23 protein-coding genes are annotated in these 19,108 nt (G+C 70.3%); 6 read left to right on the top strand and 17 right to left on the bottom strand.

The genetic code is table 11. The annotated features are described in order from the left end of the window. Positions 1–33 precede the first annotated feature (33 nt). The gene (locus tag VNS22_RS06955; protein WP_349261729.1) at positions 34–888 is read left to right on the top strand and encodes an ATP-binding protein; all 855 of its coding nucleotides are present in this window, start codon (positions 34–36) and stop codon (positions 886–888) included. Here the strand turns inward: VNS22_RS06955 and VNS22_RS06950 are convergent, their stop codons facing one another. Both VNS22_RS06950 and soxR read right to left on the bottom strand, forming a co-directional pair. Next, positions 889–1,443 carry an HD domain-containing protein gene (locus tag VNS22_RS06950; RefSeq protein WP_349261728.1) on the bottom strand — a complete coding sequence of 185 codons (555 nt, stop codon included), beginning with the start codon at positions 1,441–1,443 and terminating at the stop codon, positions 889–891. A gap of 137 nt (positions 1,444–1,580) precedes the next feature. Beyond that, on the bottom strand, positions 1,581–2,018 hold the full coding sequence (gene soxR, locus VNS22_RS06945; protein WP_325730948.1) for a redox-sensitive transcriptional activator SoxR: 438 nt from the start codon (positions 2,016–2,018) through the stop codon (positions 1,581–1,583). Between the two features lie 86 nt (positions 2,019–2,104). Here soxR and VNS22_RS06940 point away from each other — a divergent pair, with 86 nt between their 5' ends. From VNS22_RS06940 to VNS22_RS06930, 3 genes are read left to right on the top strand one after another with little or no spacing between them, the layout of a single operon-like run. Continuing rightward, complete coding sequence (locus VNS22_RS06940) at positions 2,105–2,680, top strand: NAD(P)H-dependent oxidoreductase (RefSeq protein ID WP_325730946.1); 576 nt, start codon at positions 2,105–2,107, stop codon at positions 2,678–2,680. Beyond that, complete coding sequence (locus VNS22_RS06935) at positions 2,677–3,612, top strand: ABC transporter ATP-binding protein (protein WP_325730944.1); 936 nt, start codon at positions 2,677–2,679, stop codon at positions 3,610–3,612. Before VNS22_RS06940 ends, VNS22_RS06935 begins: the two co-directional genes overlap by 4 nt. Continuing rightward, complete coding sequence (locus VNS22_RS06930; protein WP_325730942.1) at positions 3,609–4,370, top strand: ABC transporter permease; 762 nt, start codon at positions 3,609–3,611, stop codon at positions 4,368–4,370. Before VNS22_RS06935 ends, VNS22_RS06930 begins: the two co-directional genes overlap by 4 nt. 24 nt (positions 4,371–4,394) lie before the next feature. On the opposite strand, the gene VNS22_RS06925 is transcribed toward VNS22_RS06930, so the two are convergent. The 12 genes from VNS22_RS06925 to VNS22_RS06870 form a co-directional block, all read right to left on the bottom strand. Further along, positions 4,395–5,342 carry a M23 family metallopeptidase gene (locus VNS22_RS06925; RefSeq protein WP_325730940.1) on the bottom strand — a complete coding sequence of 316 codons (948 nt, stop codon included), beginning with the start codon at positions 5,340–5,342 and terminating at the stop codon, positions 4,395–4,397. 64 nt (positions 5,343–5,406) lie between these two features. Further along, positions 5,407–6,153, bottom strand: coding sequence for a 5'/3'-nucleotidase SurE (gene surE / locus VNS22_RS06920; RefSeq protein ID WP_325731007.1), 747 nt, complete (start codon positions 6,151–6,153; stop codon positions 5,407–5,409). Between the two features lie 22 nt (positions 6,154–6,175). Further along, the gene (gene serS / locus VNS22_RS06915) at positions 6,176–7,447 is read right to left on the bottom strand and encodes a serine--tRNA ligase (RefSeq protein WP_325730938.1); all 1,272 of its coding nucleotides are present in this window, start codon (positions 7,445–7,447) and stop codon (positions 6,176–6,178) included. Between the two features lie 126 nt (positions 7,448–7,573). Further along, entirely contained in the window at positions 7,574–8,389 is an 816-nt protein-coding gene (gene tatC / locus VNS22_RS06910; protein ID WP_325730937.1) for a twin-arginine translocase subunit TatC, read from the bottom strand. Further along, a complete protein-coding gene (gene tatB, locus VNS22_RS06905) occupies positions 8,389–8,988 on the bottom strand; it encodes a Sec-independent protein translocase protein TatB (protein WP_325730935.1) in 600 nt (199 codons plus the stop codon). The genes tatC and tatB overlap by 1 nt, the downstream gene beginning before the upstream one ends. An 83-nt stretch (positions 8,989–9,071) precedes the next feature. Further along, a complete protein-coding gene (gene scpB / locus VNS22_RS06900; RefSeq protein WP_325730933.1) occupies positions 9,072–9,686 on the bottom strand; it encodes an SMC-Scp complex subunit ScpB in 615 nt (204 codons plus the stop codon). Next, the gene (locus tag VNS22_RS06895) at positions 9,683–10,435 is read right to left on the bottom strand and encodes a ScpA family protein (RefSeq protein ID WP_325730931.1); all 753 of its coding nucleotides are present in this window, start codon (positions 10,433–10,435) and stop codon (positions 9,683–9,685) included. The genes scpB and VNS22_RS06895 overlap by 4 nt, the downstream gene beginning before the upstream one ends. Next, positions 10,432–11,133 (bottom strand): site-2 protease family protein, encoded by a 702-nt coding sequence (locus VNS22_RS06890; RefSeq protein ID WP_325730929.1) that lies wholly within the window; start codon positions 11,131–11,133, stop codon positions 10,432–10,434. The genes VNS22_RS06895 and VNS22_RS06890 overlap by 4 nt, the downstream gene beginning before the upstream one ends. Positions 11,134–11,143: 10 nt before the next feature. Beyond that, positions 11,144–12,154, bottom strand: a complete 1,011-nt coding sequence (gene nagZ, locus VNS22_RS06885; protein WP_325730927.1) for a beta-N-acetylhexosaminidase — start codon at positions 12,152–12,154, stop codon at positions 11,144–11,146. Continuing rightward, positions 12,154–13,275 carry an SPOR domain-containing protein gene (locus VNS22_RS06880; RefSeq protein ID WP_325730925.1) on the bottom strand — a complete coding sequence of 374 codons (1,122 nt, stop codon included), beginning with the start codon at positions 13,273–13,275 and terminating at the stop codon, positions 12,154–12,156. The genes nagZ and VNS22_RS06880 overlap by 1 nt, the downstream gene beginning before the upstream one ends. A gap of 63 nt (positions 13,276–13,338) precedes the next feature. Continuing rightward, entirely contained in the window at positions 13,339–15,087 is a 1,749-nt protein-coding gene (gene argS, locus VNS22_RS06875; RefSeq protein ID WP_325730923.1) for an arginine--tRNA ligase, read from the bottom strand. Then, entirely contained in the window at positions 15,084–16,298 is a 1,215-nt protein-coding gene (locus tag VNS22_RS06870) for a deoxyguanosinetriphosphate triphosphohydrolase (RefSeq protein WP_325730921.1), read from the bottom strand. Before VNS22_RS06870 ends, argS begins: the two co-directional genes overlap by 4 nt. A 101-nt stretch (positions 16,299–16,399) precedes the next feature. Between VNS22_RS06870 and erpA the strand changes: the two genes are divergently transcribed. Then, positions 16,400–16,750 (top strand): iron-sulfur cluster insertion protein ErpA, encoded by a 351-nt coding sequence (gene erpA / locus VNS22_RS06865; protein WP_159713503.1) that lies wholly within the window; start codon positions 16,400–16,402, stop codon positions 16,748–16,750. A gap of 34 nt (positions 16,751–16,784) precedes the next feature. Further along, complete coding sequence (xth, locus tag VNS22_RS06860) at positions 16,785–17,552, top strand: exodeoxyribonuclease III (protein WP_325730918.1); 768 nt, start codon at positions 16,785–16,787, stop codon at positions 17,550–17,552. On the opposite strand, the gene VNS22_RS06855 is transcribed toward xth, so the two are convergent. From VNS22_RS06855 to VNS22_RS06845, 3 genes are all read right to left on the bottom strand, one after another. Next, positions 17,553–17,885 carry a four-helix bundle copper-binding protein gene (locus VNS22_RS06855; protein WP_325730916.1) on the bottom strand — a complete coding sequence of 111 codons (333 nt, stop codon included), beginning with the start codon at positions 17,883–17,885 and terminating at the stop codon, positions 17,553–17,555. Between the two features lie 66 nt (positions 17,886–17,951). Beyond that, entirely contained in the window at positions 17,952–18,296 is a 345-nt protein-coding gene (locus tag VNS22_RS06850; RefSeq protein ID WP_325730914.1) for a hypothetical protein, read from the bottom strand. Further along, on the bottom strand, positions 18,293–19,108 hold an 816-nt coding region (locus tag VNS22_RS06845; RefSeq protein ID WP_325730912.1), incomplete at its 5' end, for an alpha/beta hydrolase. The genes VNS22_RS06845 and VNS22_RS06850, both read right to left, overlap by 4 nt.

Below are 19,108 nucleotides of genomic sequence, written 5' to 3'. Positions count from 1 at the left end.
TGCCGGGCCCTGCCTTTCCTCCATGCGTGAATGATGATGGACGCCGATCCCAACGTGCTCGCCCGCATCGCGGCCGCCCTCGAACGTCTGGCCCCCCCGCCGCCCGCCCTGCCCGACCTGTCGGCCGCCGACGCCTTCGTCTGGGAAGGCGGGTCACTGCGGCCGGTACGCAAGGTCGCCCGGGTCGAGCTGGAGCTGCTCCAGGGCATCGACCGGGTCCGCGACATCCTGATCGACAACACCACCCGCTTCGCCAATGGCCTGCCCGCCAACAACGCCCTGCTCTGGGGTGCCCGCGGCATGGGCAAGAGCTCGCTGGTCAAGGCGATCCACGCCAAGATCAACCACGACCGGCCGGGTGCCCTGCTGCTGGTCGAGATCCACCGCGAGGAGATCGAGAGCCTGCCGAGGCTGCTGGCGGTGCTCCGCGACAGCGGACGGCGAACCCTGATCTTCTGCGACGACCTCTCCTTCGACCAGGGCGAGACCAGCTACAAGTCGCTGAAAGCCGTGCTGGAAGGCGGGCTGGAAGGCCGGCCGGACAATGTCCTGTTCTACGCGACCTCCAACCGCCGGCACCTGATGTCCCGGCAGATGATCGAGAACGAGCGGCAGAACGCCCTGATCCCCAGCGAGGCGGTGGAGGAGAAGGTCTCCCTGTCCGACCGGTTCGGCCTGTGGCTGGGCTTCCATCCCTGCAACCAGGACGTCTACCTCGCCATGGTCGAGGGCTATGTCCAGAGGCTGGGCATCAGGATCGATGCGGACGAGCTGCGCCGCCAGGCGATCGAATGGGCCACCACTCGTGGCGCACGGTCGGGCCGCGTCGCCATGCAGTTCGTCCAGGATCTGGCCGGCCGCGAGGGTGTCTCGCTCGACGGCCTCTGATCAGCCCGACATCGCCCGGGCCGTCGCGGCCAGCTCGTCCGCGAGCGGCCCGGGCAGCAGCGCCTGGAACGCCCGCGCCAGCCCGTCATAGTACCACAGCGTCCCGTCCCGCCCGCCGGTGAAGCGATCCCAGATCGCCTCGCCGACCTGTTGGCGATCGGCCAGGATCGCCCGGGCGTTGTGGGTCTTGTCGGCGAGCGAGACCAGCAGCGAGCGGGCGGGCTTGTGGTGCAGCCCCTCCAGATAGGCCGCCTTGCGCGCCCGCCAGGGCGGCTTCGGCTCCACCCAGGAATCGGTGCAGTCGGCGACGATCGCCGCCACCCCCATACCGAACCGGCCCTCGATCGCGCGCAGGGTCTGGGCACCGCCCTGGTCCTCCGCGGCATCGTGCAGCAGTGCCGCGATTGCCTGGTCCTCGTCGCCGCCATGCTCGATCGTCAGGGCCGCCACCGCGAGCAGATGGGCCACATAGGGGATCTGCGTCCCCTTGCGCAGCTGCGCCCGGTGCAGGCGGCTGGCGTAGCCCAGTGCATCGTCGAAGCGGTCGGTGGGAATCATCATGGCCAGCATCCGTGCTGCCTTGGAGCCTCATGATCGTCCGAGGAACCGGCTGGGAGCGAGCCGATCCGGCAGGCCGGCGCCATAGCCGGGGATGCCGCGACGCTGCCGGCACCCGGCCCGTGGCCGGCCCGCTAGCCCGGGTCGAGCAGCCGCGGGCCCGGCCCCGCGGCGCCCAGCTCGTCCTCGGGGTTGCGCAGCGGGCAGGCCTGCATCGACAGGCAGCCGCAGCCGATGCAGCCGTCGAGCTGGTCGCGCAGCCGGGTCAGCCGCGTGATCCGCGCATCCAGATCGGCCCGCCAGGCCCGGGAAAGCGCCTGCCAGTCGTGGGCATCCGGCGTGCGTTCCTCCGGCAGCGTGGCGAGCGCCGCCGCGATCGTCGCGAGCGGGATGCCGGCCCGCTGCGCCACCCGGATCACCGCGATCCGGCGCAGGATCTCGCGCGGGTAGCGCCGCTGGTTGCCGGCGGTCCGCCGGCTGCGGATCAGGCCCCGCGCCTCGTAGAAATGCAGGGTCGAGACCGCCACGCCGCTGCGCTCGGCGACCTCCCCCACGCTCAGCTCCCGCCGCATCGATGCGATTCACCCGTTGACCTCAACCTTGCTCGAGGTTTTAGGAGAGTGGCTCCCTGAAGCGCAACGGCATGGGAGCACCCCACATGGACCCTCTCCGTACCGCCCTGATCCTGGGCAGCACCCGGGCCGGCCGGCTCTGCGACCGGGTCGCCGGCTGGACGGCCGGCGTCGCCGCGAGGCAGCCGGGCCTGACGATCGACCGGATCGACCCGCTCGAGCACGACCTGCCCTGCCGCCACGACCGGCAGCGCCATCCCGGGCTCGTGGCACTGCGCCAGCGCCTGGATCTGGCCGACGCCTTCCTGGTGGTGACGCCCGAGTACAACCATGGCTACCCGGCGGCCTTGAAGTTCCTGATCGATTCGGTGCAAGAGCCCTGGCATGCCAAGCCGGTCGGCTTCGTCTCCTATGGCGGGATCAGCGGCGGGATCCGGGCGGTGGAACAGCTCCGCCAGGTGTTCGCCGAGCTGCATGCGGTGACGTTGCGCAACGCCGTCAGCCTCGCCCATGCCTGGGAGCGCTTCACGCCGTCCGGAGCCCTGCAGGACCCGGAACCGGTCGAGGCGGCGCTCGCAGCGCTCCTCGCCCAGCTCGACTGGTGGGGACAGGCCCTACGCCGGGCCCGGCGGGAGCGGCCATATCGGGAGGTGTTGGGATGAATCCGGCGGATGCGATCATCAGGGCGGAAGGGGTCGGCAAGACCTACGCGTCCGGCTTCCGGGCCCTGAAGGGCATCGACCTCACGATCCGCCGGGGCGAGATCTTTGCACTGCTGGGCCCCAACGGTGCCGGCAAGACCACGCTGATCGGCATCATCTGCGGCTTGGTCAAGCCGACCTCGGGCCGGGTCCTGGCCGATGGCCACGACATCCGGACGGACTACCGCAAGGCACGCGAGAAGATCGGCCTGGTACCGCAGGAGCTCACCACCGACGTGTTCGAGAGCGTCTGGGCCACGCTCAGGTTCAGCCGCGGCCTGTTCGGCAAGGCGCCGGACGACGCCCATCTGGAGCGGGTCCTGCGCGCCCTGTCCTTGTGGGACAAGCGCGACAGCCGGATCGCGACGCTCTCGGGTGGCATGAAGCGCCGGGTGCTGATCGCCAAGGCGCTGGCCCACGAGCCGGAGATCCTGTTCCTGGACGAGCCGACCGCGGGCGTGGACGTCGAGCTGCGCCGCGAGATGTGGGCGCTGGTCCGCGGGCTGCGTGACCAGGGCGTCACGGTCATCCTCACCACCCACTATATCGAGGAGGCGGAGGAGATGGCCGACCGGATCGGGGTGATCGACCGGGGCGAGCTCGTGCTGGTCGAGGACAAGGCGGTGCTGATGCAGCGCCTGGGCCAGCGCCAGCTCACTTTGTTCCTCCAGCGACCGGTGAAAGCCCTGCCGCCCGAGCTCGCCGAGTACCGGCTGGACCTGTCCGCGGATGGCAGCCAGATCGTCTACCGCTTCGACAGCCAGGACGATGGGGGCAGCATCCCCGCCCTGCTGCGCCGCCTCCTGGCCAGCGGCATCGACTTCAAGGACCTGCAGACCAGGCAGAGCTCGCTGGAAGAGATCTTCGTGGGCCTGGTGGGAGCGCGCCGATGAACCGCCATGCGATCTGGGCCATCTACCGGTTCGAGATGGCGCGCACCGGCCGCACCCTCCTGCAGAGCATCGCCGCCCCGGTGATCTCCACCTCGCTCTACTTCATCGTGTTCGGCGCCGCGATCGGCGCCCGGATGGAGCAGATCGACGGGGTCAGCTACGGCGCCTTCCTGGTACCGGGCCTGATCATGCTGGCCGTGCTCACCGAGAGCATCTCCAACGCCTCGTTCGGCATCTACATGCCGCGCTATTCCGGCACGATCTACGAGGTGCTCTCCGCCCCCGTCTCGTTCGTCGAGATCGTCCTGGGCTATGTGGGTGCGGCCGCCACCAAGTCGGTGATCCTGGGCACGATCATGCTGCTCACCGCCCGGCTGTTCGTCGACTTCACCATCCTGCACCCGTTCTGGATGGCGGGCTTCCTGGTCTTGACCTCGGTCACCTTCGCCCTGTTCGGCTTCATCATCGGCATCTGGGCGCAGGGCTTCGAGCGGCTGCAGATCGTGCCCATGATGATCGTGACGCCCTTGGCCTTCCTGGGCGGGAGCTTCTACTCGATCTCGATGCTGCCGCCGTTCTGGCAGCAGGTCACCCTGTTCAACCCGGTGGTCTACCTGGTGAGCGGCTTTCGCTGGAGCTTCTATGGCAGCGCCGATGTCGCGGTCGCCATCAGCTTCGGCATGACCTGCCTGTTCCTGGCGGGCTGCCTCCTGGTGGTCTGGGCGATCTTCCGCACCGGCTACCGCCTGTGGCCCTGAACGACCCGGTCATGAGCGAGCCGGTCAGCGGCTCGCGACCTCCATCGACTCGCCCTTGACCAGGTGGCGGCTCGGATCGAGCGCGCGCTTGCCCGAGCGCAGCTCGAAATGGAGCTGCGGCGTGTCGACATAGCCGGTCTGGCCGATCCGGCCGATGACCTGGCCGCGCGTCACCTGGTCGCCCACCGCCGTCAGGATGCTGTCCAGATGGGCGTAGCCGGTGGTGTAGCCATCGGCGTGCCGGATCAGGATCATCCGTCCCCAGCCGGCGATCTCGTCGCTGGCATAGGACACCACGCCGTTCTCCGCGGCCAGCACCGGGCTGCCCAGCGGGGCGGCCAGGTTGATGCCGTCGTTCTGGCTGCCGTCCGGCTTCTTGCCGAACCGGCTGATCACGGTGCCGCTGGCCGGCCACAGGAAGCCGTCGCCGCTGAGCGGCTGTGGCTTCATCGCCGCGGCCCGCGCCATCGCACCGGGTGCCGTGACCGGCAGATCCGTCCCCCGGTCGGGCTCCGCCGCGGGCGCCGGCACCGGGACCGGTGCCGCGGGCGTGGCATCCGGCGGTGCCAGGGTCGCCACCTGGATCTCGCTCGGGGCCTCCTTGGGCGCCATCGGCGAGACCGGGGCCGGCAACTCGCGGACTGCCGGGCGCTTCGCCTTGGCCGGCTTCGCCGCGGGTGCCGGGCGGGCGCCGTGCTGCGGAATCGTCAGGTTGCTGCCGAGCTGGATGACATAGGGCTTGCGCAGGTTGTTGGCGGAAGCCAGCTCCTGCAGCGTCACCCCATAGCGCTGGGCGATCACCGAGGCGGTGTCGCCGCGCACTACCTTGTGCAGCCTGGGCGGCCCGACATAGGCCTGCTTCTTCGCGAGCGCCCAGCTCTGCCCCGGCACCGTTTCGATCGGGCGCAGGTCGCTGCAGCCGGTCAGGAGGACGGCCAGGGCCACCAGGAGCGGGGGGAAAGCACGTACCATCCGGTCTCGATACGTCACGCGGAAGCCACGGTTCAAGCAGCCGGTGCCGGCAGCCCGGTAAGGTTCACCTCTCCACCACCTGCCGGAGTGCGGTCATGCTCGCCATGTGGGTCATGTCCAGATGGATCGGGGTCACCGAGATGAAGCCGTGGTTGGTGGCCTCCAGGTCGCTGCCCTCGCCCGGATCCTGCTCGGCATGGGTGTCGCCGATCCAGTAATAGGCCTCGCCGCGCGGGTCCTCGCGCTCGATGATCGCATCGCCGATCTTGCGCGTACCCTGGGTAGTCACCCGGATCCCCTGGATCGCCTCCACCTCGCGGTCGGGGAAGTTGACGTTGATCAGCACCTCGCGCGGCCAGCCGGCCGCCAGCAATCTGCGGATCAGGTCCGGCGCGAAATGCTCGGCCGTGGCCCAGCGCGGCCCCTTGCCGAATTCCATCAACGAGGAGAAGGCGATCGCCTTGGTCCGGCACAGCGTCGCCTCCATGGCGGCCGCCACCGTGCCGGAATAGGTGACGTCGTCGGCGAGGTTGCTGCCATGGTTGATCCCGGACAGGACCAGGTCGACCTGCTTGCCCTCGATCAGCTTCTGCAGGCCCAGCATCACGCAGTCGGTGGGCGTGCCGTCCACCGCGAACTGCTTCTCGCCCAGGCGCCGCGCCCGGAGCGGCCGGCGGATCGTCAGGCCGTGGCCCACCCCCGACTGGTTGCTTTCCGGCGCGACCACCCAGACGTCGTCGGAGATCGCCTGGGCGATCTTCGTGAGCGTGCGGATGCCGGCAGCTTGGTAGCCGTCATCGTTGGTGACCATGATGCGCAAGGGACGGGATCCTTCAGGCGACGGGCAGGAGGCGCTCCTGGCCGAAATAGCGGTGCAGCGCCGGCGGCAGGGTAACCGAGCCGTCGGCCTCCTGGCCATTCTCCAGGATGGCGACGAGCGTGCGGCCGACTGCCAGCCCGCTGCCGTTCAGCGTGTGGACGAAGCGCGGCTTCTCGCCGGGTGCCGGCCGGTAGCGGGCATTCATCCGCCTGGCCTGGAAGTCCTGGCAGTTCGAGCAGGAGCTGATCTCGCGATAGGTCCCCTGCCCCGGCAGCCAGACCTCGATGTCGTAGGTCTTGCTGGCACCGAAGCCGGTATCGCCCGCGCACAGCAGCATCACCCGGTAGGGCAGGCCCAGTCGCTTCAGCACCTCCTCGGCGCAGGCGGTCATCCGCTCGTGCTCAACCGCCGACTGCTCAGGGGTGGTCACCGAGACCAGCTCGACCTTGTTGAACTGGTGCTGGCGGATCATGCCCTTGGTGTCGCGCCCGGCCGAGCCCGCCTCGGAGCGGAAGCAGGGCGTGTGCGCGGTCATGCGCAGCGGCAGGTCGGCCCCATCCAGGATCTCGCCGCCTACCGTGTTGGTCAGCGGCACCTCGGCGGTCGGGATCAGGCCCAGCCCGGTCGTGGTGAAGAACAGGTCGTCCGCGAACTTCGGCAGCTGGTTGGTGCCGAACAGCGCCTTCTCGCCGACCATGAGCGGCGGCGCCATCTCCGTGTAGCCGTGCTCGCCGGTCTGGAGGTCGAGCATGAAGGCGGCGAGTGCTCGCTCCAGCCGCGCCATCTGCCCGCGCAGCAGCACGAAGCGCGCGCCCGACAGCTTGGCGGCGGTTGGGAAATCCATGCCGAGCCTGGCCCCCACTTCGTCGTGGGCGAGCGGCTGGAAGTCGAACTGCCGGGGCTGGCCGACCCGGCGCAGCTCGACATTGGCGGATTCGTCCGCACCGTCCGGCACGTCCGGCTGGAGGATGTTCGGATAGGTGGCGAGCTTCGCCTCCAGCTCGGCCGCCACCGCCGCGAGCTGTTCCTCGCCGGCCTTCACCGCGTCCTTCAGCCGGCCGAGCTCGGCCTGGAGCCCATCGACCGGCTGGCCCTTGGCCTTGGCCTGGCCGAACTCGCGGGACAGGCGGTTGCGCGCGGACTGCGATTCCTGCAGCTCGGTCTCGATCCGGCGCCGCTCGGCATCCAGCGCCAGCACGTCGGCGGCCGCCGGTGCCGCACCGCGCCGTTGCAGGCTGGCGTCGAACGCCGCCGAGTTGTCCCGCAGCCACTTCAGGTCGAACAAGGCTCTTCTGCCCTAGGTCAGATGCACCGGGGGTCTCTTATGCATCCGCCGCCCGGCAGGGAAGCCCGGATCGGCGGGAACCGGCAGCACCCGGCCGCCCGTGTCCCGCCAGGCACGCCGGCACTGCTAGCTGGTCGTGGAGTCGTCCTCGGCCTCGGCGGCTTCCGCGGCCTCGGCTTCCCGCCGCTTCTTCTCGACCATCTTCACCGCGATGACCGAGATCTCGTAGAGAATGAGCAGCGGCACGGCGAGGCTGATCTGGCTGATCACGTCCGGCGGGGTGACGATGGCCGCCAGCACGAACACGCCGACGATCGCATAGCGCCGGTTCCGCACCAGCCCGGCCGAGCCGATGATCCCGACCCGGCCCAGAAGGGTGAGCAGCACCGGCAGCTGGAAGGCCAGGCCGAAGGCGAACACCATCTTCATCACGAGGTCGAGATATTCCCCGACCCGTGCCTCCAGCTCGATCGGCAGCGCGCCATCGCCACCGGCGGTCTCGAAGCTCAGGAAGAAGTGGAACGCCAGCGGGAACACCAGATAGTAGCAGAGCGCCGCACCCAGGAAGAACAGGATCGGCGTCGCCAGCAGGAACGGCAGGAAGGCCTGCTTCTCGTGGCGGTACAGGCCGGGTGCGATGAACATCCAGAGCTGGGTGGCGATCACCGGGAAGGCCAGCATCGCCCCGCCCCACATCGCCACCTTCAGGTAGGTGAAGAAGGCTTCGGTGAGGCCGGTATAGATCATCCGCCGGCCGGTCTGGTTGCCGTAGGCGATCTGCAGCGGATGGACCAGGAACTGGTAGATCTGCTCGGAGAAGGCGTAGCAGAGCAGGAAACCGAGGAACAACGCGCCGATCGACCACATCAGCCGGTTGCGCAGCTCGAGCAGGTGCTCCAGCAGCGGCATCTCGCGGTCGTCGATGTCCTTGATGAACGCCATCAGGCTTTCTCGGCAGGAGCGGGCCCGGCAGTAGCGGGTTCGGCAGAAGCAGGTTCGGCGGGGGCGGAAGCAACCGGCGCGGGCGCGGCGGGTGCCGGCCTGAAGGAGCCCGTCGCCGCTGCCGGAGCCGGCTCGGCAGGCTTGGCCGGTGTCGTGCCGGTCTCGCTCCCGGCCGAGGCGTCAGCCGCCGGCCCGAGCAGAGCGCCAGGCGCGGGTGACTCGGTCTTTGCGGGTGCCGGCGACGGCGAGGCCGGGGTCTTCACGTCCAGCGCGCGGTTGATGTCGCGGGTGTCCAGCGACTTGCCGAGCGTGCCGTCCGGATCCACCGCCTTGGTGATCTGGTCGCGGATGCCGGCCGGGCTGATCTTGCCGACACTGTTCTTCAGATCCTGCAGGTCGGCCTCGCGGGCCATGTCGTCGACATGGCGCTGGAACTCGCGCGCCATCGCCCGCCCCTTGGCCACCCACTGCCCGAGCGTGCGTGCAAGGCGCGGCAGATCCTTGGGACCGACCACGACCAGGGCCACCACCAGGATGATGGCCATTTCCGACCAGGCAAGATCGAACACGATGGAGTCACGCCTGCCGTCTTCGGGCAACCGGCGTTCCGGTTACCCCTCGATGAACGCACCGATAGACGAACCCGGAGGCACGGTCCAGCGGCCTCCGGAGGATAGCCCGATCACGATGAGACGGCATCCCCGGAATCACGTTCCGGCATATCCGATTGTGCCGGCACCCCAGGCTCGGCCGGCTCCTCGCCGGTGCGCTGCGCCATGACCACGAGGTCGGGCGCGTCCAGGTCGTCGGGCCTGGGCAGGTCGTCCAGGCTGGTCAGGCCGAAGGCGTCCAGGAAGGCCGGCGTGGTCGCCCAGGTCATCGGCCGGCCCGGCACCTCGCGGCGGCCGGCCGGTGCCACCCAGCCGGCGTCCAGGAGCTGCTCGAGCGTGCCCTGGGCCAGCGCCACGCCCCGGACCTGCTCGATCTCGCCCCGGGTCACCGGCTGTTTCCAGGCGATCACCGCCAGCGTCTCCATCACCGCGCGCGACGGCTTGCGCCGCTTCTCCTCGACCCTGGCCAGATAGGGCGCGATCTCCGGGTCGGTGCGCAGCGCCCAGTCCTGGCCGATCCGCTCCAGCCGGATGCCCCGGCCGCTATAGGCCAGCACCAGCTCGGGCAGGAGGTCGGCCACATGCAGGTCGCCCGGCAGATGGGCCTGGAGCACCGCCTCCGACACGGGCTCCGCCCGGCTGAACAGCACCGCCTCCACGATCCGCAGGCCCAGCTCGCGGCTCATCGCGTTCCCTTCACCATGATCGGGCCGAATGGCTGGTGCTGCACCAGCTCGATCCGCCCCTGCCGGGCCAGCTCCAGGCTGGCGACCAGGCCCGAGGCCAGGGCCGTGCGCCGGCCGAACCCCTCGGCGAGATCGGGCGGCAGCAGGCTTTCCAGCTCGCGCCAGGTCGTGCCGCTCACCATGGCCTCGAACCGGGCCATCGCCTGGTCGATCGACCAGGTGGGCGGCGGCGGGAAGCGCAGGATCACCGCCTTGCGCTTGCGCTTGAGCCCGGCATAGGCGGCGACCAGGTCGGTGAGCGAGGCGGTCGGCAGGTAGCGCGTTTCCAGCGCGAAGCTCTCCGCCACCCCGCGCACCAGCCGTTCCCGGCCGAGCCGCGGCCGCTCCTCCAGGGCCCTTGCCAGCGCCTTGGCCGCATCCAGCCGGCGCAGCCGCGCCTCCAGGTCCGAGGCCGCCTCCTCGACCTCGCCGTCGGGCTCGGATTTCGGCAGGAGCAGGCGCGACTTCAGCCAGAGCAGCCAGGCGGCCATCACCAGATAGTCGGCGGCGAGCGTCAGCTCCCGGCGCTTCGCCCCCTGGAGATAGGCCACGAACTGGTCGACCAGCGCCACCAGGTCGAGGGTGCGCAGGTCGACCTTCTGCCGCCTGGCCAGGTCGAGCAGGAGGTCGAGCGGGCCCTGGAAGCCGTCCAGGGCGACGGTGAACCCGTCATCCTCCGGCCGGTCTTCGCTTCCCACCGCCTCGCTCATCCCAGCGGATCGCCCCAGCCGGTCAGGATGTAGACCCAGCGGAACACGAACTCGACCGGCGGGCGCAGGATCGGGTCGATCAGGTTGATCTGCGTGCCCCAGATCGAGCCCAGGAGCGGACCCAGGAACAGGACGGCCAGCAGGATCAGCAGGCCATAGCGCTCGGTCTTGGCGTGCTCCCAGGCGAGCTTCGGCGGCAGGATGGCGTTGAGCACCCGCCCGCCATCCATCGGCAGGAGCGGCAGCATGTTGAACACGGCGAGCACGACGTTGACGTTGACGAACGCATCCAGGTTGCCGGTGAGCCACTCGCCGAGCGCACCGTCGATGTTCACCGTCCCATGGCGGGCGATCGCGGCGGCGATCGCCATCACGATGTTGATCCCCGGCCCGGCCAGCGCCACCAGCGCCATGTCGCGGCGGGGATGGTGCAGGTAGCCGAACCTGACCGGCACCGGCTTGGCCCAGCCGAACAGGAACGGGCTGCCCGAGAGCAGCAGGATGCCCGGGAGCACGAAGGTGCCGAGCGGGTCGACATGCACGATCGGGTTCAGGCTGACCCGGCCCAGCTGGCGCGCGGTCGGATCGCCCAGCTTGTCGGCTGCCAGCGCATGGGCCGCCTCGTGCATGGTGATCGCCAGCACGAGCGGGATCAGATAGATCGACAGGATATGGGCCTGCGCCCCCAGATCGGCCAAGTCGGTTCCTTCAGGCGACGAGCTGCGTCGCGCGCAGATGATGCTCGGCGGCGGCCACGTCGACCGGCCCCTGCCCGGTGCCGCGGAAGGCCAGGGCGCGGGCATGGCGGTGCGCCGCCTCGCCCGCCAGTCGCGGCAGGGCATCGGCCAGCGCCAGCGCGTCCTCGATCCGCCCGCTGCAGGCGAGCGCCAGGTCGCAGCCGGCCGCGAGGCAGGCGATGGCCCGGCCCACCAGGTCGCCGCTGAGCGCACCCATGCCGAGATCGTCGGAGAGCAGGAGCCCGGAAAAGCCGATCTGGCCGCGGATGACGCCCTCGATGATCGGCCGGGACAGGGTGGCCGGCCGATCCGGATCCAATGCCGGGAAGACGATATGGGCGGTCATGCCGATCGGCAGGTCGGCCAGCGTGCGGAACGGCACGAAGTCGCGCGCCGCCAGCTCGTCCAGGGAAGCCGTCACCACCGGCAGTCCGACATGGCTGTCGACCTGGGCGCGGCCATGGCCCGGCAGATGCTTGATCACCGGCAGCACGCCCGTGTCCAGCAGCCCCTCGGCCAGGGCCCCGCCCAGCTCCGTGACCACGAACGGGTCGCTCGAAAAGGCGCGGCTGCCGATCGCCTCGGTGAGCCCGGATGCCGCCACGTCCAGCACCGGCGCACAGGCCACGTCGATGCCGGTCTCGACCAGGTCGCAGCCGATCAGGTGACCGACCGCACGGGCAGCCTGCACCGCCTGGTCGGGCTGCCGGGCGAACAGGGCGCCGATCGCGGCCATGGCCGGCAGGCTGCGCCAGACTGGCGGGCACAGCCGCATGACCCGCCCTCCCTCCTGGTCGACCAGGATCATCGGTACGGCCGGTGCGGCCGCCGCCCGGATCGCGTTGGTGAGGGAGCGGAGCTGCGCCCGGTCGGCGACGTTGCGGGCGAACAGGATCACGCCGGCCGGCGGCGTCTCCGCCAGCAGGCGCCGCTCCGCCGCGGTGAGCACGGTGCCTTCGATGCCGATCACCGCGGCCAGCATCAGCGGACCACCAGGCAGTCGCTGCCGGCACTCTTGAGTGCCTCACAGGCCGCCTGCGCCTCCGCCCGGCTCGCGAATCCTTCGAGCTGGGCGCGGTAATAGGTAGCCCCCTTCACCTCCGCCTGGGTGATCACCCGGCGCTTGCCCGCGAACACGTCCGGATGCTTCCGCGCCACCCGATCCCAGGCAATGTTGGCGTCCGCCTCGCTGCGCAGGGAAGCGACCTGGATGCGCACCCCGCTGCGTGCAGCCGGCTGGGCCGGCTCCGGTGCCGCGGGTGCGGTCGCCACGACCGCCGGCGGGGCGGGCGCCGGTGCTGCGGGCGCTGCTGGTGCCGGCGGCGGCACGGGCGTGGTGTCGACCACCGCCGGCGGCTCGGCCGGCGGGACCACCCGCATCGGCCCGGCATCGGTGGCGGGCGCCGCACTCGGCGCGGGCGCGGCCGGCGGCGTTGCGCGCGGTGCCGCCAACGGCTCCGGTGCGGGTGCCGGCGCCAAGGGTGCGGTGACCAGCGGCGCGGTGGCCGGCGGCTCGGGTGCCACCGCCATCACCGAGGGCGGCGCCGCCGGCTCGCCCGCGGCAGGTGCGTCGGCGGCCGGCGCGCCCGCGGCCGGCTCGGGCACCGCCCTGTCGTCCTCGGTCGGGATGATGTCGCCCATCGAGACGAGCGGCGGTGCCCCGGGCGTCTGGGGCGCCGCCTCGGGTGCCTCCTCGCTCACCCCGGCCGAGGGCGGAAGCTCCTCCTCCACCGGCACTGCCGGCCGGTCCGGCGGGCGGCTGGTCACGACCGGGCCGACCTGCGGCTGGGTGTCTGCCCGATCCGCATCCGGGTCGAGCACGGTGGCGATCGCGGTGTTGTCGTTGCGCAGTTCCATCCCGCCGGGATTGACGGGTCGCTCCTTGATCGGCTCCTCGGGAGCCGCCACCAGCACCGGCGTGCCGTCGCCGGCATTGTCCTGCCAGGACAGCCACACGATCGCGCCGAACGCGAAGAACACCACCAATACCAGGATCCGGAGCCACCACCGGGTCGGCTGCTCGTCCGGCAGGGGCTCCTCCAGGTCGACCACCGCCCGGTTCCTCAAGGCCTTCTGCGCGGCGTCGAACGATTCGTCGGACATTGCAGCCATGCTCTCTCAACGGAAGATTTGCGCGCTGACGAAACGTCTGCGCCGAACGACGGTTCAGCGCAGCTCGTCGACCGGCGTCACCCCCAGTATGTCCAGGCCGGCCGCGATCGCGGTGCGCGCCGCCTCCAGCATGGCCAACCGCGCCCGCGAACGCTCCGGCTCCGCCTCGACGAGAAAGCGCAAACTCTCGTCCTCCGAGCCCTTCGTCCAGAGGCCATGGAGCTCTGCGGCGAGTTCCATCAACCAGAAGGCGATGCGGTGTGGCTCGGCATGCACGGCGGCACCTTCCAGCACCCGCGGCAGCAGGGCCGCCCGCTTGAGCAGGTCGAGCTCGGCCGGATGGGTCAGCAGCGCCAGATCCGCCCGGTCCAGGTCCTGGGTCAGCTGGCCCAGCCCGCGCTGCTCGGCCTGGCGGAACACCGACCGCACCCGGGCATGCGCGTACTGGACATAGAACACCGGGTTGTCGCGCGACTGCTCGACCACCTTGGAAAGATCGAAGTCGAGCGGCGCGTCGTTCTTGCGCGTGAGCAGCATGAACCGCATCACGTCCTTGCCGACCTCGTCGACCACGTCGCGCATGGTCACGATCCGGCCGGCCCGCTTGCTCATCTTGAGCGGCTTGCCCTCGTCCATCAGGCTGACGAGCTGGCACAGCCGCACCTCGAGCTGGACCTGGTCCTGCGAGAGCGCCTTCACCGCCGCCTTCAGCCGCTTGACGTAGCCGCCATGGTCCGCCCCCAGCACGTCGACCAGCCACTGGTGGCCGCGCCGCAGCTTGCTGAAGTGGCAGCCCAGGTCCGCCGCGAAATAGGTCCAGGCCCCGTTGGAGCGCTTGAGCGGCCGGTCCACGTCGTCGCCGAACTGCGTGGCGCGGAACAGGAGCTGCGGCCGCGGCTCCCAGTCCTCGGCGGGCTTGCCCTTGGGCGGCGGCAGCTCGCCCACGTAGAGCAGGCCCAGTTCCTCCAGCCTTTGGAGGGCGGCATCCATGGTGCCGTCCTCGATCAGCGAGCGCTCGGACAGGAACAGGTCATGATGGACCCCCAGCGCCGCCAGGTCGTCCTTGATCACCTGGAGCTGGGCCTCGACCGCGAAGCGCTTGAGCGGGTCCAGCCAGTCTTCCTCGGGCTTGCCCAGCCAGCGGTCGCCGTCGCGGGCCGCCAGCGCTTCCGCGGTCCGCACCAGATAGAGGCCGGGATAGAAACCCTCCGGCATTTCGCCGATGTCCTCGCCCAGCACCTCGCGGTAGCGCAGGTGCAAGGAGCGGGCGAGCGTCTCGACCTGGGCACCCGCGTCGTTCACGTAATATTCGCGGGTGACCCCATAGCCGACCCGCTCGAGGATCGAGGCCAGGGCGTCGCCGAACACCGTGCCGCGGGCATGGCCCACATGGAGCGGCCCGGTCGGGTTGGCCGAGCAGTACTCGACGTTGACCTTCTGCCCCTGCCCCAGGTCGATCCGGCCGAAGTCATTGCCGGCCGCGCGGATCGCCGGGATCACCGCATGCCAGAAGGCCGGCCGCATCCGCATGTTGACGAAGCCCGGCGGTGCCACCGCCACGTCCTGGAAGTCCGCCCGCCCCTCCAGCCGCTCCGCCAGGGCCTGGGCGATGTCGAGCGGCTTCATCCGCGCGGGCTTGGCCAGCATCAGCGCGATCGAGCAGGCCACGTCGCCATGCGCCGGATCCTTGGGCAGCTCCACGGCGACCCTGGTCAGGTCCAGCCCGGCCGGCAGGCGGGCCTCCGCCACGAGCTGGTCCAGGGCGGCACGGATCTCGGTTTCGATGAGGGCGAACGGGTTCATGGTCGGGTACGGGCAATCCTGAAAAGACGGTCGTGCTCGTCGAGCGCGAATCGGTCGGTCATTCCGGCGACGTAGTCACGCACCGCCTCGGCACATGCCTGCGAGCCGGCCGCCCCGGCCCGGCTGCGCCATTCCTCCGGGAGGCATTCGGGTGCCTCGAAGAAGGTCTCGAACAGTGCTCGCAGGATCTGCTTGGCGCGCCGCGTCATCCGGTTGACCGTGTAGTGTTGCCAGACCCGGTCGCGCAAGAAGGTCCTGAGCTGCACCACCGCCTCGTGCATGGCAGGCGAGAAGGCGACGCAGGGCCGGTCCGCCAGGGCCACGGCGTCGGGCGAGCCTGGGTGCAGCGCCGCCAGGCGCTCCCTGGTCTCGGCCAGCAGGTCGCGGACCATCCGGTCGATCAGGCGGCGCTGGATCTCGCCGGCCAGCCGGCCCCGCTCCAGGCCCGGCCACAGGGCGGTCACCTCGTCCACCACCGGCGCTGCCAGCGGCACGGTACGCAGCTCGTCCGGGCGGAAGAATCCGGCGCGCAGCCCGTCGTCGACGTCATGGCTGCAATAGGCGATGTCGTCGGCCAGCGCCGCGATCTGCGCTTCCACCGACGGTTGCAGGTGCAGGCGCAGGTCCTGCCGGCGGTGCCACTCCGCGACCGGCGCCGGCACGTCCCCCTGGAGCGGCCCGTTGTGCTTGACCACGCCTTCCAGCGTTTCCGCCGTCAGGTTCAGCCCGTCGAACCCGCCATAGCGCCGCTCCAGCCGGGTCAGGATCCGGAAGGTCTGGAGGTTGTGGTCGAACCCGCCGAACCCCTGCAGGCAGGCGTCCAGCGCCTCCTCGCCGGCATGGCCGAACGGGCTGTGGCCGAGATCGTGGGCGAGCGCGATCGCCTCGGTCAGGTCCTCGTCGACCTGGAGCGCTCGGGCGATGGTGCGGCCGATCTGGCTCACCTCCAGCGTATGGGTGAGCCGGGTGCGGAAATGGTCGCCGTCCAATGCTGCGAAGACCTGGGTCTTGGCCTCCAGGCGGCGGAACGCGGTGGCATGCACGATCCGGTCGCGGTCGCGCTGCCAGGGCGAGCGCGGCGCGCTGTCCGGTTCCGGCACGAGGCGGCCGCGACTCGTGGCGGGATCCGCGGCGAACGGGGCACGCGGCGAGAATTCGGCGGGCAGAGGTGCGGAAATGACAGCCTCCCGGGCGCTGGCCTGGTTTGACAATACACGGCCGCTGCCTACTTTGGGATGTGCAGGCTTCATCGGCGCCGACCTCTTGATCCGGCCGGCCGATGAGGCGGCGGATCGATCATCAAGGGCAACCCATGTCGCAAGCGAACCCGCGGCCCGACCCGTTCCAGGTCTCCGACAGCGCCGCCCGCCGCATCCGCGCCATCCTGGAGCGCGAGGGCATGGATGACGGCCATCTGCGCGTCGGGGTCTCCGGCGGCGGCTGCTCCGGCTTCAAGTACGAGTTCGAGCTCGGCACGGCGAACGAGCCGGACGACATCGCCATCGAGAAGCAGGGCGCCAAGGTGGTCATCGACGGCATGTCCCTCCTTTACCTGATCGGCTCGGAGCTGGACTTCGTCGAGGACCTGAACGGCTCGTACTTCCAGGTGAAGAACCCGAACGCCAAGTCGTCCTGCGGCTGCGGCACCAGCTTCGCGATGTGACCCCGGGCAGCCTGCCCCTGCTCGAGAGATGACGATGAAGCTGGTCGCCTGGAACGTGAACGGCGTGCGCGCCCGGCTGGACGCGCTGCTCGGCTGGATCGATGCCGAGGCGCCGGACGTGCTCCTGCTCCAGGAGACCAAGGTCACCGACGACAAGTTCCCCCGCGCGCCCTTCGAGGAGCGCGGCTACCACCTGGCGCTGTGGGGCTCGGCCCCGCTCAACGGCGTGGCGATCCTGGCCAAGCAGGAGCCGCGGGACGTGGTGCAGGGCCTGCCCGGCGAGGAGGGCGATACCATGGCCCGCTGGATCGAGGCCACGGTCGGCCCGTTCCGGGTGGCCTCGCTCTACCTGCCGAACGGCACGTCGGTGGGCTCCGATTCGTTCGCCTACAAGCTGCGCTATTTCGACCGGATCGGCGCCCGCATGAGCGCGCTCGCCGAGGACGGCACGCCCGTCATCGTCGGCGGCGACTGGAACGTGGCGCCGGAAGCCTGCGACGTCCACGACCCCGCCTCCTGGGACGGCTCGATCTGCTACCATCCCGACGAGCGCGCCGCTTGGCGCCGGGTGGTCAACCGCGGCTTCTACGACGCCTATCGCTGGCTGAACCCGGCCGGCGAGGACTATTCCTGGTGGCACTACCAGGCCCGCTCCTTCGAGCTGGGCCACGGCCTCAGGATCGACCACTTCCTCCTCTCGCCCCGGGCGATGGACCGGGCGACCGCCTGCCGCATCGACCGGGCACCCCGGGCGGCGAAGACCGCCTCCGACCACGCCCCGATCATCCTCGAAGCCGCCTGATCAGGCGGCCATCTTCCGGCAGCTCTCCGCGCAGCGCCGGCAGGCTTGGACGCATTCCTCCATGTCGCCGATCCGCGCGCAGTCCTCCGCACATTCGGTGCAGATCTCGGCGCATTCCCGGCAGGTGTGGCGGTGATGCGGCGTGCCGATCAGCATGAAATGCGCCGACGTCCGGCAGATCTCGGCGCAGGCCATCATCAGCTTGAAGTGCTTCGGCTCGGTATGCTTGCCGCCCGCCTCCAGGCAGTGACCCATCGCGGTCGACAGGCAGGTCTGGTAGCAGGACAGGCATGCCTCGATGCACGACTTCATTTCCGGGGTCAGGTGCTGCATGGCGATTCTCCGCTGCTGCTCACCTGCCGAGAACGCGCACGCGCCATGCATGTTCCCTGCCGGGCCTCACGCCACGTCCCCGCCCGTCCGGCCATGCGCGGCGCGGATCTGGAGGATCTGCACGCCCTCCGGCAGCTCGATCAGGAACTCGGGGTCGCGCTCCAGGTGATGGATCCGCCTGGGATCGCTGCCGGCAAACCGCGCCATCGCCTCCACGCTCTCCCAGTAGGAGATGGTGACGAACTCGGTCTCGCCTGCCCGGTCCTCGCGCAGCGATTGCACGCCCATCGCCTTCTCGATCAGCGGCTTGATGCCGTGCTCGAACAGATAGGCCTCGTACTCGCCGGCCCGTGCCGTCGGCACCCTGCCCCGCCAGATCCGTGCAATGGCAGGTCCGCTGCGATCGCTCATGTCCGGTCTCCCGCATGGTGGCGTTCCAGGAAGCGGCGTGCCAGTGCCGCGACCTCGTCCAGATTGGTCTCCAGCAGCCAGTGGCCGCCATCCAAGAGATGCAGCTCGGCATCCGGCAGGTCGCGCAGATAGGCCCGCGCCGCCCCTTCCGGCATGTAGCCGTCCTGCGGCCCCCAGACGATCAGGGCCGGCGGGCGGTGTTCGCGCAGATAGGCCTGGTAGCGCGGAAACCACTGGAGGTTCTCCCGCAGGCCCTCCATCAGCCCGACCATGACCTCGCGGCGCACCGGATGGTCGAGCTGCGCCCAGGCGAGCTGCCAGAGGTCCGGGCTGATGCGGGCGGCGAGCTCTGGCCGGACCTCGTTCAGGAACTCCTCGCGAAAGCCCGCCTCGCTCACCGCCTCTGCCAGCTTCCGCCGCCCCTCGGCCGAAGGTGCAGCGAGATGGGCCTTCAACCCGTCATATTTGGGACCCAGCTGGTCTGCGTAGATGTCACCGTTCTGGATGATCAGCGCCGCGACCAGCCCTGGCCGCCGGATCGCCAGCCGGAGCCCGATCTGCGAGCCATAGTCATGGAGGTAGAGGGCCGCGCGCTCGATCCCCAGCACCTGGGCGAACCGGTCCAGGAAGCCGGCATGCCCGTCGAACGTGTAGGAAAACGCCCCCGGGTCCGGCGTGGCGCTGTGGCCGAAGCCCGGAAAGTCCGGGGCGATCAGCCGCCAGCGGTCGGCGAGTGCCGGCATGAGCTGGCGGTACTGGAAGGACGAGCATGGATAGCCATGCGGCAGCAGGACCATCGGCCCGTCCGCCGG

The organism is Geminicoccus sp. (assembly GCF_035556675.1).
Classification (GTDB): Bacteria; Pseudomonadota; Alphaproteobacteria; order Geminicoccales; family Geminicoccaceae; genus Geminicoccus.
This window is presented reverse-complemented; position numbering and strand designations above follow the sequence as displayed.

Bases quoted from the DNA above. Each gene is read 5' to 3' on its own strand.
- VNS22_RS06955 (WP_349261729.1), top strand. From the start codon at position 34: ATGATGGACGCCGATCCCAACGTGCTCGCCCGCATCGCGGCCGCCCTC.
- soxR (WP_325730948.1), bottom strand. From the start codon at position 2,018: ATGCGGCGGGAGCTGAGCGTGGGGGAGGTCGCCGAGCGCAGCGGCGTG.
- VNS22_RS06940 (WP_325730946.1), top strand. From the start codon at position 2,105: ATGGACCCTCTCCGTACCGCCCTGATCCTGGGCAGCACCCGGGCCGGC.
- VNS22_RS06935 (WP_325730944.1), top strand. From the start codon at position 2,677: ATGAATCCGGCGGATGCGATCATCAGGGCGGAAGGGGTCGGCAAGACC.
- VNS22_RS06930 (WP_325730942.1), top strand. From the start codon at position 3,609: ATGAACCGCCATGCGATCTGGGCCATCTACCGGTTCGAGATGGCGCGC.
- VNS22_RS06925 (WP_325730940.1), bottom strand. From the start codon at position 5,342: ATGGTACGTGCTTTCCCCCCGCTCCTGGTGGCCCTGGCCGTCCTCCTG.
- surE (WP_325731007.1), bottom strand. From the start codon at position 6,153: ATGGTCACCAACGATGACGGCTACCAAGCTGCCGGCATCCGCACGCTC.
- tatC (WP_325730937.1), bottom strand. From the start codon at position 8,389: ATGGCGTTCATCAAGGACATCGACGACCGCGAGATGCCGCTGCTGGAG.
- scpB (WP_325730933.1), bottom strand. From the start codon at position 9,686: ATGAGCCGCGAGCTGGGCCTGCGGATCGTGGAGGCGGTGCTGTTCAGC.
- VNS22_RS06895 (WP_325730931.1), bottom strand. From the start codon at position 10,435: ATGAGCGAGGCGGTGGGAAGCGAAGACCGGCCGGAGGATGACGGGTTC.
- nagZ (WP_325730927.1), bottom strand. From the start codon at position 12,154: ATGCTGGCCGCGGTGATCGGCATCGAAGGCACCGTGCTCACCGCGGCG.
- VNS22_RS06880 (WP_325730925.1), bottom strand. From the start codon at position 13,275: ATGTCCGACGAATCGTTCGACGCCGCGCAGAAGGCCTTGAGGAACCGG.
- argS (WP_325730923.1), bottom strand. From the start codon at position 15,087: ATGAACCCGTTCGCCCTCATCGAAACCGAGATCCGTGCCGCCCTGGAC.
- erpA (WP_159713503.1), top strand. From the start codon at position 16,400: ATGTCGCAAGCGAACCCGCGGCCCGACCCGTTCCAGGTCTCCGACAGC.
- xth (WP_325730918.1), top strand. From the start codon at position 16,785: ATGAAGCTGGTCGCCTGGAACGTGAACGGCGTGCGCGCCCGGCTGGAC.
- VNS22_RS06855 (WP_325730916.1), bottom strand. From the start codon at position 17,885: ATGCAGCACCTGACCCCGGAAATGAAGTCGTGCATCGAGGCATGCCTG.
- VNS22_RS06850 (WP_325730914.1), bottom strand. From the start codon at position 18,296: ATGAGCGATCGCAGCGGACCTGCCATTGCACGGATCTGGCGGGGCAGG.